Below are 16,140 nucleotides of genomic sequence, written 5' to 3' on the forward strand. Positions count from 1 at the left end.
CGACCATTATTATTACCGACACGACAAATGTTGGGGCAGGCTGCTGAGCGAAAGAAATTCACAAAAAAGGCCTGTATCCAACAAGATACAGGCCTTTTTTTATGCGTTTTTAGACAGAATTTAGACAAAAATTAAGAAAATACATCGGAGGAAGGGATGCGAGTATTGAAGTTTGGCGGTTCATCACTAGCGGATGCAGATCGCTTTTTAAGAGCGGCAGATATCATTGCCAATAACGCTCAACAAGAAGAAGTGGCCGTTGTACTTTCAGCGCCGGGTAAAACGACGAATAAGTTAGTCGCAGTCATTGAAGGTGCACTTCGCAATGGTGAAGCTGAGCTGCAAATCAATGAGTTGGAAGAGTCGTTTAAAACGCTTTTTGCTGATATCCAAGCGGTATTGCCTAACCTAGAAGGTGCGGCGTTCGATAACCAAGTTAAAACCTCTCTTTCTCAACTGCGTCAGTTTGTGCACGGCATTAACTTACTTGGTATGTGTCCAAACAACGTCAATGCTCGCATCATTAGTAAAGGTGAGCGAGTTTCGATTCAATTGATGAAGGCGGTACTGGAAGCTAAAGGGCAAAAAGCGAACCTCATTGATCCTGTTGAATATCTGTATGCGAAAGGCGATCACCTAGAAGCCATGGTGGATGTTGATGTATCGACACAGAACTTCCGTCAAAATCCTCTTCCTAAAGATCATGTGAACATCATGCCGGGCTTTACTGCGGGTAATGAAAAAGGCGAATTGGTGACGCTGGGTCGTAACGGTTCTGACTATTCAGCGGCAGTATTAGCGGCTTGTTTACGTGCTGATTGTTGTGAAATTTGGACGGACGTGGATGGTGTTTACAACTGCGATCCTCGATTGGTTGAAGATGCTCGATTGCTTAAGTCACTCAGCTATCAAGAAGCAATGGAGCTTTCTTACTTCGGTGCATCCGTTCTGCATCCGAAGACCATTGCTCCTATCGCGCAATTCCACATTCCATGTCTGATCAAAAACAGCTTTAACCCTCAAGGCGCGGGTACGCTTATCGGCCAAGATACTGGTGAAGATAATCTTGCGATCAAAGGTATTACAACGCTTAACGACCTAACCATGGTTAACGTATCAGGCCCAGGTATGAAGGGGATGGTAGGCATGGCGAGCCGAGTATTTGGTGCGATGTCTTCTGCTGGCGTATCTATTGTTTTGATTACTCAATCATCGTCTGAGTACAGCATCAGCTTCTGTATCGAGGCCGATGATAAGCTGAAAGCTCAACAAGTTCTGGCGGATGCGTTTGAGCTTGAACTAAAAGACGGTCTATTGGAACCGGTTGATTTTATCGATGATGTTTCTATCGTTACCTTGGTTGGTGACGGCATGCGTACATCTCGTGGTGTTGCTTCACGTTTCTTCTCTTCTCTTGCGGAAGTGAACGTCAATATCGTCGCGATTGCGCAGGGTTCTTCAGAGCGTGCTATCTCTGCGGTAATTCCGGAAGACAAAATTTCTGAGGCGATCAAAGCGTGTCACGAAAACCTATTTAACTCGAAATACTTCCTCGATGTGTTTGTTGTTGGTGTTGGTGGTGTTGGCGGTGAGCTGGTGGATCAGATCCAACGTCAACAATCCAAACTGGCAGAAAAAGGTATCGTGATTCGAGTGTGTGGTTTAGCAAATAGCAAAGGCTTGCTACTCGATAGTGAAGGCTTACCACTAGAACACTGGCGCGACCGCATGTCAGCGGCAACAGAAGAATTCAGTCTAGCTCGCTTAATCGCGCTGGTTCAGCGCAATCACATCATCAACCCTGTACTTGTGGATTGTACGTCTAGTGAAGACATTGCAAATCAATATGCAGACTTTCTAGCAGCAGGTTTCCACGTGGTCACGCCAAACAAAAAAGCAAACACAGCAAGCATGGCGTACTACCATCAGCTTCGAGATGTCGCTCGTAGCTCGCGTCGCAAGTTGATGTACGAAACAACCGTAGGGGCAGGCCTACCGGTTATCGAAAACTTACAAAACCTGATTGCAGCAGGCGATGAGCTTGAACGATTTAGTGGCATTTTGTCAGGTTCACTGTCTTACATCTTCGGTAAACTTGACGAGGGTATGAGCCTGAGCGAAGCGACGAATATTGCGAAAGAAAATGGCTTCACTGAGCCAGATCCTCGTGATGACCTATCTGGTATGGACGTTGCGCGCAAGCTGCTCATCCTAGCTCGCGAAGCAGGTATGTCATTAGAGCTTGAAGATGTGGTCGTTGACCAAGCGCTACCACCAGGCTTTGATGATTCAGGCAGTGTTGATGAATTTATGGCTCGTTTGCCAGAAGCGGACGCGTACTTCAAAGAGTTATCAGCGAAAGCGGCAGAAGAAGGCAAAGTGCTACGTTATGTTGGTGAAATTAATGATGGCAAGTGCACTGTGAGCATGGCCGCTGTCGATGAAAATGATCCAATGTTCAAAATTAAAGACGGTGAAAACGCGTTGGCGTTTTATAGTCGCTACTACCAGCCAATTCCTTTAGTGCTGCGTGGTTACGGTGCCGGTACAGAAGTGACGGCAGCAGGCGTATTCTCTGATGTAATGCGTACTTTAGGTTGGAAACTAGGGGTATAACAAGAATGAGTTCAAGTGATATGGGCGTGGTGGTTTATGCCCCTGCTTCAATTGGTAATGTTAGCGTAGGTTTTGACGTGCTGGGGGCGGCAGTGTCCCCAGTTGACGGCACTTTGTTGGGTGACCGAGTTCAAGTAAAAGCAGGGACTGAGCCGTTCAGTCTAAACACTGCTGGGCACTTTGTTTCGAAGTTACCAACCGATCCAAAAGAGAACATCGTTTACGATTGTTGGGTGGTGTTTGCTCGTGAACTGGATAAAAAAGGCATTGAGCTAAAACCACTTGAAATGACGCTAGAGAAAAACATGCCTATTGGTTCTGGTTTGGGCTCAAGTGCTTGTTCTATTGTGGCAGCGTTAGACGCGCTAAACCGATTCCACGACCAGCCTTTGAATGAAACGGAATTACTGGCTTTAATGGGTGAAATGGAAGGTAAAATTTCGGGTGGTATTCACTACGACAATGTTGCTCCATGTTACCTTGGTGGTGTCCAGTTGATGCTTGAAGAGCTGGGCATCATCAGCCAAGAAGTCCCTTGCTTTGACGAGTGGTATTGGGTGATGGCGTATCCGGGCATTAAAGTGTCGACGGCTGAAGCGCGTGAAATTCTACCATCTCAATATCGTCGACAAGATATCATTGCTCATGGCCGTCACCTTGCGGGCTTTATTCATGCATGTCATTCTGGTCAGCCAGAGCTTGCTGCAAAAATGATCAAAGACGTGATCGCAGAACCGTATCGTGAGAAACTGCTTCCGGGCTTTGCGAATGCGCGTCAGTACGCAGCATCAGCAGGCGCGTTAGCAACTGGTATTTCTGGCAGTGGTCCGACACTGTTCAGTATTTGCAAACAGAAAGATGTCGCTGAGCGAGTTGCTCGCTGGCTAGAACAAAATTACGTACAAAACGAAGAAGGATTCGTCCACGTTTGTCGTTTAGATAAGCAGGGTTCGAAAGTAACAGGAAGTGAGCTATGAAGCTTTACAATATAAAAGAAAATGATGAACAAGTTTCCTTTGGCCAAGCCGTTCGCCAAGGATTAGGTCGTAATCAAGGCCTATTTTTCCCATCGGAATTACCAAAATTTGAAGACGTTGATGCGTTGTTAGCAGAAGATTTTGTCTCTCGTAGCACTGAGATCCTATCAGCACTGATTGGTGATGAACTGGCGGAAGAGCAAGTTAACGCAATGGTTGACGCTGCGTTCCAATTCCCAGCACCAATCAACCAAGTAAAAGAAGGCGTTTACGCGCTAGAACTTTTCCATGGCCCGACGTTAGCATTTAAAGATTTCGGTGGCCGTTTCATGGCGCAATCCCTTGCGGCAGTTTCTAATGGCGGCAAGATCACTATTTTGACCGCAACGTCAGGTGATACTGGCGCTGCTGTAGCGCATGCTTTCTACGGAATGGAAGACATTAATGTTGTGATTCTTTACCCGAAAGGCAAGATCAGCCCGCTCCAAGAGAAGCTGTTTTGTACACTAGGTAAAAACATCCACACTGTAGCAATCAATGGCGATTTCGATGCATGTCAAGCATTGGTGAAACAAGCGTTTGATGATGCGGAGCTGCGTGAAGAGATCGGTCTGAACTCTGCAAACTCAATCAACATCAGCCGCTTGATGGCACAAATCTGTTACTACTTTGAAGCTGCGGCGCAAATGAGTAAGCAAGAGCGTGAAAACCTCGTGGTTTCTGTACCAAGCGGTAACTTTGGTAACCTAACAGCAGGTCTATTAGCAAAAGCGCTAGGTTTACCTATCAAACGTTTTATTGCTGCTACCAACGCGAATGACACGGTGCCTCGTTACCTCGAAACGGGCAAATGGGAGCCAAAACCAACGGTTGCAACCACTTCAAATGCGATGGACGTGAGCCAACCGAACAACTGGCCGCGTATCGAAGAGCTGTGCCGTGTGAAAGAGTGGGGTCTAGAGACACTAGGTAAAGGCGCAGTTTCTGATGAGCAAAGCGCACAATCAGTAAAAGACTTGTACGCATTAGGCTACCTATGTGAGCCACACGGTGCGATTGCTTACCGCGTATTGGAAGAGCAACTGCAAGAAGGTGAAACGGGTCTGTTCTTGTGTACTGCGCACCCAGCGAAGTTCAAAGAGGTTGTAGATGATATTCTTCAGACGGATATCGAATTGCCTGCACCACTAGCTAAACATGCTGCGATGGAGTTGTTGTCTGAAGATCTTGACGCGGATTTTGATGCACTAAAAACAGTATTACGCCGCGTTCAGTAACCAAAACTGAATATGTGATAAAAGGTGGGGCATTGTCTCCGCCTTTTTGTTTTTATAGGGCTGGTCTAGGGCAGAAATCGAACATAAAAAAACGGCGCTCATTGAGCGCCGTTTTTAAAACTTACTTGAGCGTACTCTATTATAGAGTCTCAGTAAATGTACGAGCGATAACATCACGTTGTTGTTCTGGCGTTAGCGAGTTGAAGCGTACTGCGTAACCAGAAACACGGATTGTTAGCTGTGGGTATTTTTCTGGGTGAGCAACTGCATCTTCTAGCGTTTCACGTTTAAGAACGTTCACGTTTAGGTGTTGACCACCTTCGATGCGAGGTGCAGTTTCGATAGCTACTTCGCGGCTTTCGTATTCACCTAGGTCGCTGATTGCGATAACTTGGTCTGCTTCGTAACCAGTTGCTGCAGCAACACAACGTGCTTCATTCTTCTCGCTATCTAGTAGCCAGATTGAGTTTAGTAGTTCGTCGTTTGCTGCTTTAGTAATTTGGATACCTTGGATCATCACTATCTCCTAGACCACTTACGTGGTGATTATTGGTGTTAATTTTCGAATTTTTGTTGAGCTGAGTATTATATAGCTAATATCCACTATTTTAATATTGATTTAAGTCAAAAAACAACCAAAAACATTATTTTTATTAAGGTGATTTTGTTGAGTTAAATCAATAAAACCTTTGAAAACATACTAATTACAATTTATTTGATAATATAAAAAATATTTAATAACTCACTTTGTTGTAAATTTACTACAAAGTGAGCTTAGAATTTAAACTGATTAACGCAACTATCTGTATTTGGGTAGCGATACTGAAAGTCTAAAGTGATTAAATGACAAACATGAAAAACAAGTTTGGTAATAAACTCATAGGTGCACATGTCTCTGCTGCTGGTGGGGTCGATCAAGCGCCGTTGAGAGCTCGCGAAATTGGCGCGAATGCGTTCGCACTATTTACAAAAAACCAACGCCAGTGGGTGGCGAAGCCTTTAGAAGCAAAAACCATCAGTGCATTTAAAGCGAACTGTAAAATGCTGGGTTTCGGCGCAGAACATATTCTCCCGCACGACTCATACCTGATTAACTTAGGTGCTCCAGAAGCGGACAAGTTGGATAAGTCACGCGCTGCGTTCATCGATGAAATGGAGCGTTGTAATCAGTTGGGACTGACTTTGCTTAACTTCCACCCGGGTAGTCACCTAAAGAAAGTCTCTGAACAGGAATGCTTGGCAACGATTGCTGCGTCAATCAACTTAGCGCACAAAACTGTACCGGATGTGGTAGCGGTGATTGAGAATACTGCGGGGCAGGGCACAAATCTTGGCTGGAAGTTTGAGCACTTAGCTGAAATCATCGAGCAAGTGGAAGATAAAGATCGTGTCGGTGTTTGTATTGATACCTGCCATACCTTTACGGCTGGTTATGACTTGCGTACAAAAGAAGATTGCGAACGCACTTTTGCTGAATTTGACCGTATTGTGGGTATGCACTATTTGCGAGCAATGCATCTAAATGATTCAAAAGTAGAGTTTGCTAGCAAAGTGGATCGCCACCATTCTTTAGGTAAAGGAGAGATCGGGTGGGATTGTTTCGAGTACATTGCGAAAGACTCTCGTTTTGATGGTATCCCTCTGATTTTAGAAACAATTGATCCGGACATCTGGCAGCAAGAGATCAACACACTGCGCCAGTTTCATTTAGCCGCTATTAACAACCAATAATGTAATCGCAAAGTTGGCACCTTTCTTTCTTAGTCGTTTAAGTCAATTTGAATTAAGAAAGAAGGATGCCACTATGTCTCGACCACTCTCTTTTGCTCCCTATGCTTACAGTCGCCGCGTATTGCGTCTGCCGATGCCTAATCGCCATATTACTGGGCAAGGTCATTTTAGAACGCCGCAGAAGCATTAGCCTTTTATTACTGTTCTCAAGTTCGTGGTAAGTTTTTGTTTGTTTGGGTTTCGCTCGTTAGAATAGAAGCAAAACTCAGGACAGGAACTTTCCATGAATCAGTCACCCACTTGGCACGATGTGATCGGCGAAGAGAAAAAGCAGAGCTACTTTGTAGACACGTTGAATTTTGTTGAAGCAGAACGAGCAGCAGGCAAAGCGATTTACCCGCCAGCAAAAGATGTTTTTAACGCATTTCGTTTCACGGAGTTTAACGATGTGAAAGTGGTGATCTTAGGACAAGACCCATACCACGGTCCAAATCAGGCGCATGGTTTGTGCTTCTCTGTGCTTCCTGGAATCAAAACGCCACCGTCGCTCGTGAACATGTATAAAGAATTGGCTCAAGATATCGAAGGATTCCAGATCCCTCAGCACGGATTCTTGCAAAGCTGGGCAGAGCAAGGCGTATTGTTGCTCAATACGGTTTTGACGGTTGAGCAAGGCAAAGCGCACTCACACTCTAAAACAGGGTGGGAAACATTCACAGACCGAGTGATTGAAGCGATAAACCAGCATCAGCATGGGGTCGTGTTCCTTTTATGGGGCTCTCACGCTCAGAAGAAAGGGCGTTTCATCGACCGCTCGAAGCACCATGTATTAGCCGCGCCGCATCCATCGCCATTGTCTGCTCATCGAGGGTTCTTGGGTTGTAAGCATTTCTCCCAAGCAAACCAATTACTTGCTTCGCAAGGAAAAGAGCCAATCAACTGGCATTTACCGTTAACGGTATAAAAGAAGAGACAGCGATCATGGTGCTATGATCGCTGTTTTTTTGAGCATGCTCGAAGCTGGTAGCGAATTTCTCATGTACACTTATTAAAAGTAGGTGTTAAGGAGAGACGCTATGATGATCGAAAGAATTCGACGCGAACACGGCTACATGGTTCGCCTGCTGGCCATATTGCGCCATAAACTCAACGAAATTAAAGAAGAAAACGCCATTAATTACTCGCTAGTAAGCGAGATTGTTGATTACCTCTCAAACCATTCGGAAAAAATTCATCATCCGAAAGAAGATATTCTCTACCATCATTTCCTCAAGCATTACGGTAAGCAACAAACCATGGAAAACTTGGAGAAAGAGCACCAAGAGCTTGCCGAGAAGACCAAAGAGTTTTCGATGCTCATTGAGATGATTTTGCAAGATGCGGTTGTTCCTCAAGATATCTTTATTGCTCAGCTAGAAGATTTCATTGAGTCGCAAAAGCGTCACCTTGAGCTCGAAGAGAGAAAAATCCTGCCATTAATTGAAGAGCTTTTTACTACTGAAGACTGGCAACACGTTGAAAGTCTGTGGACAGAGAGCGAAGACGACCCTGTATTTGGTGACACGATTGCGGATCGCTACAAACAGCTTGCTGAGCGCGTTCGTCAAAGCGATATGGAGTTTGTTTAACTCACTCAAAGCCCGAGTATCTATAAACCTTGCTCGGGTTTATTTGTGGTAATTCTTATTATTTGAGAATTGAATGGAAATTCAACTTAACCAGTTCTCGATAAAAAGAACGGCTAATTCTCATTGAGTAAGAATTCCGTCCACGTAAACATTTAGACGTAGAGAATCAGAACATGTAACCCTTCTCTATACAAAAACAAAAGGCACCGTTAGGGTGCCTTTTGTTCAAATTAGAGTTTGATGTCGTCTAAGCTGTAGTCGTTGCAAACATCAAGTTCACGTAGTTCTTTAAGTAAGTTACGTCTGTCGTTCATCTCTTCTATTTCACGCCACTTTCTTTTTACTGGTTTAGCGCGAGATCTTGTTGTTGAGGTAGTATCCAGATTGAAAATCTCATCTAGTTGAAAGCCTTCCATAAGCCACCTTTACCCTTCTTTATCTAAACTGTTGTAACCAGTCCTTGTGGAGTTTTTTAAGTACCACAATAGGTGTGAGAATAACCATGATATATTTCGCATTTGTGTCGGTAACATGACAGTTTCGTGCAAAAGTTCTCTCAAAATCACATTTTGCTTCGTGAACAATTGAATAAAAAGTGTACAAACGAGAAAAGGAAAACGATTAAATGAAGAGATTTTCAATGTTAATTTGATGCGTTCAATTAGAGTACTAAGCAAAGGTTGAAGTTGCATAAAATGTGTTTGATGAAATAGTGTTCGATTACCTCTCTGGCGGCAAAGATAAATTTATGTAACACCTTGTGAATACTAGCTTGGTTCGTTTTTTATGGAGTGCTGTTCTATTAACGTCGGTGTAATTATTTATGTTGGATGTTGGTAATTGAAATGTTACGCATTTGGGGTGTTAAGCTCTCTTTTTATGTTATTTTTTGGTGACTTTATAGTGAAAAATAACAATGTTATTGTAATGGTTGCATATTGATTTTTGCGTTCCTAGGTTGCATTATCCGCCCGTCAAAAAATACGCTGGTACGTAAAATGGATGCATGAAGCGACGTTTACGATTCTAGATTGCGCATAAACATTACTCAAAAAGCTAAGCACACTTTGACACTTAGCAGGCAATCTGGTGGATGGCTCGGACGCACAGACTGGCGCAACTCACTTTGAGGTACACATGACAGACTTAATCAATTTGATGAACGACCTCCTTTGGGGTTCGATTCTGGTTTATCTTCTTGTAGGTGTAGGAATCTACTTCACCGTTCGATTGGGATTCATCCAATTCCGCCACTTCGGCCACATGTTCTCTGTTCTTAAGAACAGCCGTAAAGCAGACAAAGCTGGTATTTCTTCTTTCCAAGCGCTTTGTACTAGTCTTGCTGCTCGTGTAGGTACTGGTAACATGGCGGGTGTTGCAGTTGCATTGACTGCGGGTGGCCCTGGCGCGATCTTCTGGATGTGGCTGATCGCAATGCTTGGTATGGCAACGTCGTTTGCAGAGAGTACTCTGGCGCAGCTATACAAAACCAAAGATGATGATGGCAACTACCGTGGTGGTCCTGCTTACTACATGGAAAAAGGCTTGGGCATGCGTTGGATGGGCGTGTTGTTCTCTGTTTTCCTAATCATCGCTTTTGGTTTGGTATTCAACGCCGTACAAGCGAACTCAATTGCAAACGCAATGAGCAACGCATTTGGTTGGAATGACCTATACGTTGGTATTGCTGTTGTTGCACTTTCAGCTGTAGTTATCTTCGGTGGTATCAAGCGTATCGCGAAAGTAGCTGAGCTGATCGTTCCTATCATGGCACTGCTATACCTAGTACTTGCATTGTTCGTTGTATTCTCAAACCTAGAGAAACTACCAGATGTATTGATGCTGATCTTCAAGAGCGCATTCGGTCTGCAAGAAGCAGCAGCGGGTGGTCTTGGTTATGCGATTGCACAAGCAATGATCAACGGTATCAAACGTGGTCTATTCTCGAACGAAGCGGGTATGGGTTCTGCGCCTAACGCGGCAGCGTCGGCAACGCCTTACCCACCGCACCCAGCATCTCAAGGTTACGTTCAGATGCTAGGCGTGTTCATGGATACGATTGTTATCTGTTCTGCAACAGTAGCGATTATCCTGATGTCGGGCGAGTATGTAGGTCAAGCAACGGAAGTTACTGGTATTGAGCTAACTCAGCGTGCGTTGAGCTCGCAAGTTGGTGATTGGGGCGGCATCTTTGTTGCAGTTGCAATCTTCTTCTTCGCGTTTACTTCAATCATCGCGAACTACTCTTACGCAGAAACGAACCTGATCTTCTTGGAGCACAACCATAAAGCTGGTCTAAGCATCTTCCGCGTTGTGGTTCTGGGCATGGTAATGTTTGGTGCGCTAGCGTCTCTTCCTGTGGTTTGGTCGTTAGCTGACGTTTCGATGGGTCTGATGGCGATTGTTAACTTGGTAGCGATTCTGTTGCTATCGGGCATCGTGATCAAACTGGCGAAAGACTACAACCGCCAGCTAGGCGAAGGTAAAGTACCAACGTTCGATGCGAACGATTTCCCTGAGCTTAAGTCTCAGCTAGAAGACGGTATTTGGGACAACACTAAGAAAGACTAAGTGTTCTCCTATCGTTAAAAGCTATTAAGACGATTCGTAAAGCCATGCAGACAATGCATGGCTTTTTTTGTACCCTAATAAAAAACAAAATTAGGGAAGTGAAAGTCATGCTTATCGTAGTTTCTCCAGCGAAGACCCTCGATTACGAGTCTCCGTTAGCGACAGAAAAATTTACTCAACCAGAGTTAATTGAATATTCAAAAGAATTGATCGACGTTTGCCGCAAACTGACGCCTGCTGATGTTGCCTCTTTAATGAAAGTGAGTGACAAAATAGCCGATCTGAACGTCGGGCGATTCCAAGAGTGGAGCGAAACGTTCACAACGGAAAACTCGCGTCAAGCCATTTTGGCGTTTAAAGGTGATGTGTACACGGGCTTGGAAGCTGAAACACTATCAGATGCGGACTTCGAATACGCGCAAAAACACTTACGCATGCTATCTGGTCTGTACGGTCTGCTCAAACCGCTCGACTTAATGCAACCATACCGTCTGGAGATGGGGACAAAACTGGCGAACGAGAAAGGTAGCAACCTGTACCAGTTCTGGGGCAATGTGATTACCGACAAGCTCAATGAAGCGATTGCTGAGCAAGGCGACAATGTTTTGATCAATCTTGCGTCGAATGAGTATTTTAAAGCGGTGAAGCCAAAGAACTTGGATGCACAAGTGATTACGCCAATTTTCAAAGACTGTAAGAATGGTCAATACAAGGTGATCAGTTTTTATGCGAAGAAAGCACGTGGCATGATGGCGCGTTACATCATCGAAAATCGCATTGAGAGCGTGGCGGATTTAACGAAGTTTGATACCGCTGGCTACTACTTCGTTGAGGAAGAGTCGACACCAACAGACTTGGTATTTAAACGTGAAGAGCAAAACTGATTGAAGCGCAATACGCGTTATTAATTGAAAGCTACACAAACGAAAAAGGGTTGGCACTGCCAACCCTTTGTTATTTCTATTTGGGCTTTTTAAGCCTCAACAAGATTACTTCTTCTTAGCGGTTTTCTTTTTCGCTGTTTTCTTCTTGTCTTCTTTTTTCTTTTTCTTCTTAAACACAGGTTTCTTGTGCTTAGGGCGCATCTCTTTAATGAAACGCTCTTTGATGTCTTCTTTCACGTAACGTGCTACGCGATCCATCATTGGCTGGTCGTGCGCTTCTACGATTGAGATTGCGTTACCTTTCTTACCTGCACGAGCTGTACGGCCGATACGGTGAAGGTATACGTCAGCCGTGCGCGGCATGTCGTAGTTGATAACGTGAGAAACATCAGGAAGGTCGATACCACGCGCCGCAACGTCAGTTGCTAGTAGCACGTTCACAGTGCCGTCACGGAAACGTGCAATGGCATTATTACGACGATCTTGAGGCATTTCACCTTGAATCCACGAACACGGGATTTGTGCGCTCTCAAGTTGTGCACGTAGCTCTGCCAAGCGTTCACGAGTTTTTAAGAACACGATAGTGCGCTCAGCTTGCTCTGTGATGATATGTTTCAGCAGAGCCAGTTTGTGTTCTGCGCTATCAGCACGGTGATACCATTGAGCAATCTTCTTACGCTCACGCAGTGGCGATTTTGCGTCGATCTCTGCTGGCTCGTTCAATAGGTCAGCCGTGAAGCCTTCTACGCCTTTACCTTCTAGTGTTGCTGAGAACAGAAGGGTTTGCTTACGCCAGCGACATTCATTCGACAGACGGTCAACCGTTGGAGCAAAGCCCATGTCCAGCATGCGGTCTGCTTCATCGAGAACCAGCCATTCGATAGCACGACAATCAAAACGTTCTGCATCAATGTACTCACGTAGACGGCCTGGTGTTGCAACTACGATGTCTTGCGTAGTTGCTAGGATGTCTGCGTGTTCTTGGTATTGAACGCCGCCTGTGATCGTGAAGATGTTCAGCTTAGTGTTCTTTGCCAAAGCACGAGCTTGGTCGGCAACCTGCATCGCCAGTTCGCGAGTTGGCGTAAGGATCAAAATACGCGCAGGCCCAGGTTTACGACGAGGGAAATCTTGCAAGTATTGCAATGCTGGCAGAACGAAGGCTGCCGTTTTACCAGTACCCGTTGGCGCTGACGCTAGAATGTCACGACCATCCAACGCTTGTGGAATCGCTTCTGCCTGAATTTTAGTTGGGCGTTCGTAGCCCATCTCTTCAATGGCTTCAAGTAGGTTTTGGTCTAGATCAAGTTCAGCAAAGGTTCTGATCACAATGAGTTCTCCACAAGCAAAGCTTGGTTAATGGTTCGCCAAAGCAGCATAGAATATAAAAAGGTCGCACATTATAAAGTGATTGGTGATAAGGATCACATGTTATTTCACATCTTAAGATAAAACTCGTGGGTTAAGCGGACAAAATCATCGCTGTAACCGTCTGATGAGTGAATAATCAAATGTGACTCTTGAGTATCGCAAGGTTGCTTTGCCAGTTCAAACAGCAAACGGTGTACGGGTTTCTTTTCCGATGGTTGCACGCGGCACAGTCGAGATAGAGCCCAACCCTGGGTTAATGCTAGTTCAATAAATAGCTCCCCTTCGGTGATTGGCAGCACAAAGCTGGCTTTTCCTTCTGTATCTAGCAACTGATAACAACACTTAAGCAACGCATCATGGCGTAGGGAGTCGGTATGCCTAGCGGTTGCTCGCTGGCTTTGTTTAGCTTGCTCACCAGTGTTGAAATAGGGTGGGTTGCAAACAATGCGTTGAAAGCGTTGCGGCGGCGAAAAAATCAAAACATTGGTATGCTGAACTGAGAGTCGGTCGTGCCACGGCGAGTGCGAAAAATTGTGGCTTGCGGCTTCAACCGCTGTGGTTTCGATGTCAACGGCGGTAATTTTTGCGTCAGGAAAGCGTTGAGCACACATCAAAGCGAGTAACCCTGTTCCTGTCCCGATATCCAAGATATGGGCAGAGCTCGGACTTTCCATCCACGCGCCAAGCATCACGCCGTCGGTACTCACCGGCATGCCACTTTCGCCTCCTTCGATACAAAACTGCTTAAACTTGAAGCCTTTAGTTTGAAATTTTCCGCTCTTCATGATTGTTTTTTATCTGCTCAATATTTAAGTGAAATTCTCTATTGTTTCTTATTTGTATAGATTGTTGTTTTGTTGGTTATTAAATTGTATGGTTAATTGATCGAGATAAAGAACTGTACGGTTCTTTTGATCTAGTTAGATACACTGCTTTTAAGTTTAAAAACTAAATTAATATGGTGTTTTTTTCTTAAAGGTTGCCAAATGATGAGTCTTTCGTCATTATGCGGCGAAAATTTTATAGATTGAACCACAGATACTCATTAACTTTTGGGTATACAAAAAAGTGGTCGATGCATACACAACATTCATTAAATAAAGAAAAGGGTTATCTGTGAAGCAGACGTTAAAACTAACAGATATTGTCGCAGTAGGCTTTATGCTATTTGCGTTCTTTTTAGGTGCAGGCAACATCATCTTTCCACCTCTAGCGGGTCAGCTCGCGGGTGAAAACCTATTGCCAGCGATGTTTGGTTTCTTGCTAACAGCGGTAGGTCTACCTCTTATTACTATCGTTGCTATTGCTGTTGCAGGTGGATCATGGGATCACTTGACTCAAGATCTTCCGAAAAAAGCAGCAGTATTGATGGCAGCACTTATCTTCATCATTATTGGTCCTGCGTTTGCAGCGCCTCGTACAGGTCTAGTGGCTTACGAGATGGCCGTGAAGCCATTCTTTGTTGAAGCTTCTCAAGCGCACCTTACCGCGTTCTCTGTGATCTTTTTTGCGGTTGCAATGCTGTTCTCTTGGTTCCAAGGCCGTCTTATCGACTTGATCGGTAAAGTGCTGACTCCAGCGCTGTTTGTCGGTTTGATCATTCTTGCTGTTGCAGTATTCCTAGATCCTCAAGGCGATATGATTGGAGCTCGTGGTGAGTACCTAACTCAGCCACTAACCAAAGGCTTCCTTGAAGGCTACAACACCATGGATACTTTCGCATCGCTGATGTTTGGTATGTTGATGGTGGATGCACTGCGCGGCAAAGGCATCACGGAGCGTTCTGCGACGACTAAGTACCTGATTTTTGCAGGTTGTATCGCTGCGGCTGGTCTAGCATTTGTTTACATTTCGCTATTCTACCTAGGCGCTACCAGTGCAACAGTTGCTGCGGGCGCAGACAACGGTGGTCTGATTTTAAGCCAGTACGTTCAAGCGTTGTTTGGCCCTTACGGTCAAATCGTTCTTTCTGTGATTGTATTGTTAGCGTGTTTGACAACGGCTATCGGTCTGATTTCAGCATGTTCTGATTTCTTCAGCTCGAAGACATCACTGTCATACAAGCAGTGGGTTCTAATCAACGGTGCAGTATGTGCGCTAGTTGCTAACGTTGGTCTAGCGCAATTGATTTCGCTCTCTGTACCTGTACTGTTTGCCCTTTACCCAGTGGCGATTGCTTTGGTTGCTCTTACCTTTGTTCGTAGCAAACTGCCAAATCCTCGCTTTGCATACCGTGCGGTACTGCTAGTATCACTATTGTTCGCACTTGTTGATGCAGCGAAAGTTGCTGGTTTGGATGTATCTGCGTTCAACGTACTACCGCTGTTTGAAGTGGGCATGGGTTGGGTTCTTCCTACTCTGGCAGCTATCATCTGCATGTTCTTCATCTCTAAATCTGTTCAACCAGAACTACGAGAAGAAGCGGCGTAAAGACGCTAGAAATTGAATAATGAAAAAGCCCGATGAAGTGATTCATCGGGCTTTTTTGTATCAGGTTCGCATCAACGTAAGCGTCGGTGCTTAAAGCGTATCGTGGAACTCCACAAGTACTTGTTCACACCACTTTTCAATTCGCTCGTCACTCAAGTCGTATTGAGAGTCTTCATCTAGTGCTAAGCCAACAAATTGGCTGCCATCTTCCGTTAGCGCTTTAGAGGCTTCAAACTCATAGCCTTCGTTTGGCCAATAACCGATAAACTGGGCGCCGGTTGCTTTTAACTCATCGTGCAGTAGGCCCATGGCATCAAGGTACCATTCACCGTAGCCTTCTTGGTCGCCAAGACCAAATAGCGCCACAACTTTGCCTTTCAACGGCGTAGACGCGATGTCTTGCCAAATAGCGCTCCAATCTTCTTGGATCTCACCAAAGTCCCAAGTCGAGATGCCTAGAAGCAATAAATCATATTCAGCCATCAGCGATAGCGGCGTCTCTTTCACATTGTGAATATCGACAAGGTCTGCACCAATAATGTTGCGAATTTTCTCTGCTGCCATCTCGGTGTAGCAGGTTGTTGAGCCGTAAAAGAGTCCGATTTTCATTATATTCGTCGTTTTTTGTGTTGCTGTTGCAGAGGATTTTAACCTT

14 protein-coding genes and 1 other annotated feature (1 of these 15 cut by a window edge) are annotated in these 16,140 nt (G+C 44.9%); of the genes, 9 read left to right on the forward strand and 5 right to left on the reverse strand.

Annotated features, from left to right (window positions below; translation table 11 throughout):
* Window positions 1-102, forward strand: a sequence feature (Thr leader region) (it extends 18 nt beyond the left edge of the window).
* Window positions 103-156: 54 nt separating this feature from the next.
* The 3 genes from thrA to thrC are packed head-to-tail and all read left to right on the forward strand — an operon-like array spanning window position 157 to window position 4,870.
* A complete protein-coding gene (gene thrA, locus ACF8EG_RS24480; protein ID WP_005479590.1) occupies window positions 157-2,616 on the forward strand; it encodes a bifunctional aspartate kinase/homoserine dehydrogenase I in 2,460 nt (819 codons plus the stop codon).
* A gap of 20 nt (window positions 2,617-2,636) precedes the next feature.
* Complete coding sequence (gene thrB, locus ACF8EG_RS24485) at window positions 2,637-3,593, forward strand: homoserine kinase (protein ID WP_005479586.1); 957 nt, start codon at window positions 2,637-2,639, stop codon at window positions 3,591-3,593.
* Complete coding sequence (gene thrC, locus ACF8EG_RS24490) at window positions 3,590-4,870, forward strand: threonine synthase (RefSeq protein WP_025542033.1); 1,281 nt, start codon at window positions 3,590-3,592, stop codon at window positions 4,868-4,870. Before thrB ends, thrC begins: the two co-directional genes overlap by 4 nt.
* Window positions 4,871-5,009: 139 nt before the next feature.
* Here the strand turns inward: thrC and grcA are convergent, their stop codons facing one another.
* Complete coding sequence (grcA, locus tag ACF8EG_RS24495; RefSeq protein ID WP_005459053.1) at window positions 5,010-5,387, reverse strand: autonomous glycyl radical cofactor GrcA; 378 nt, start codon at window positions 5,385-5,387, stop codon at window positions 5,010-5,012.
* 326 nt (window positions 5,388-5,713) lie between these two features.
* On the opposite strand from grcA, the gene nfo reads away from it, so the two are divergent.
* The 3 genes from nfo (at window position 5,714) to ACF8EG_RS24510 (ending at window position 8,229) form a co-directional block, all read left to right on the forward strand.
* Window positions 5,714-6,601 (forward strand): deoxyribonuclease IV, encoded by an 888-nt coding sequence (gene nfo / locus ACF8EG_RS24500; RefSeq protein ID WP_029859666.1) that lies wholly within the window; start codon window positions 5,714-5,716, stop codon window positions 6,599-6,601.
* Between the two features lie 283 nt (window positions 6,602-6,884).
* Window positions 6,885-7,565 carry a uracil-DNA glycosylase gene (ung, locus tag ACF8EG_RS24505; protein ID WP_005465920.1) on the forward strand — a complete coding sequence of 227 codons (681 nt, stop codon included), beginning with the start codon at window positions 6,885-6,887 and terminating at the stop codon, window positions 7,563-7,565.
* Between the two features lie 112 nt (window positions 7,566-7,677).
* Window positions 7,678-8,229, forward strand: a complete 552-nt coding sequence (locus ACF8EG_RS24510; RefSeq protein ID WP_005459058.1) for a hemerythrin domain-containing protein — start codon at window positions 7,678-7,680, stop codon at window positions 8,227-8,229.
* Window positions 8,230-8,459: 230 nt separating this feature from the next.
* On the opposite strand, the gene ACF8EG_RS24515 is transcribed toward ACF8EG_RS24510, so the two are convergent.
* Window positions 8,460-8,645 carry a DUF3545 family protein gene (locus ACF8EG_RS24515; RefSeq protein ID WP_005459060.1) on the reverse strand — a complete coding sequence of 62 codons (186 nt, stop codon included), beginning with the start codon at window positions 8,643-8,645 and terminating at the stop codon, window positions 8,460-8,462.
* 721 nt (window positions 8,646-9,366) lie between these two features.
* Between ACF8EG_RS24515 and ACF8EG_RS24520 the strand changes: the two genes are divergently transcribed.
* Window positions 9,367-10,800 carry a sodium:alanine symporter family protein gene (locus ACF8EG_RS24520; RefSeq protein WP_005459389.1) on the forward strand — a complete coding sequence of 478 codons (1,434 nt, stop codon included), beginning with the start codon at window positions 9,367-9,369 and terminating at the stop codon, window positions 10,798-10,800.
* A gap of 107 nt (window positions 10,801-10,907) precedes the next feature.
* Window positions 10,908-11,684, forward strand: coding sequence for a peroxide stress protein YaaA (gene yaaA, locus ACF8EG_RS24525; protein WP_025523242.1), 777 nt, complete (start codon window positions 10,908-10,910; stop codon window positions 11,682-11,684).
* A 105-nt stretch (window positions 11,685-11,789) separates the two neighbouring features.
* On the opposite strand, the gene srmB is transcribed toward yaaA, so the two are convergent.
* Both srmB and ACF8EG_RS24535 read right to left on the reverse strand, forming a co-directional pair.
* Window positions 11,790-13,013, reverse strand: coding sequence for an ATP-dependent RNA helicase SrmB (gene srmB / locus ACF8EG_RS24530; RefSeq protein ID WP_005479730.1), 1,224 nt, complete (start codon window positions 13,011-13,013; stop codon window positions 11,790-11,792).
* A 107-nt stretch (window positions 13,014-13,120) separates the two neighbouring features.
* The gene (locus ACF8EG_RS24535; protein ID WP_053815953.1) at window positions 13,121-13,840 is read right to left on the reverse strand and encodes a tRNA1(Val) (adenine(37)-N6)-methyltransferase; all 720 of its coding nucleotides are present in this window, start codon (window positions 13,838-13,840) and stop codon (window positions 13,121-13,123) included.
* Between the two features lie 331 nt (window positions 13,841-14,171).
* Between ACF8EG_RS24535 and brnQ the strand changes: the two genes are divergently transcribed.
* Window positions 14,172-15,485 (forward strand): branched-chain amino acid transport system II carrier protein, encoded by a 1,314-nt coding sequence (brnQ, locus tag ACF8EG_RS24540; protein WP_005459396.1) that lies wholly within the window; start codon window positions 14,172-14,174, stop codon window positions 15,483-15,485.
* A gap of 90 nt (window positions 15,486-15,575) precedes the next feature.
* Here brnQ and fldB read toward each other — a convergent pair whose 3' ends face one another.
* On the reverse strand, window positions 15,576-16,094 hold the full coding sequence (gene fldB / locus ACF8EG_RS24545; RefSeq protein WP_005479739.1) for a flavodoxin FldB: 519 nt from the start codon (window positions 16,092-16,094) through the stop codon (window positions 15,576-15,578).
* Window positions 16,095-16,140 lie beyond the last annotated feature (46 nt).

The organism is Vibrio sp. YQ_11, from assembly GCF_043103065.1.
GTDB lineage: Bacteria > Pseudomonadota > Gammaproteobacteria > Enterobacterales > Vibrionaceae > Vibrio > Vibrio parahaemolyticus.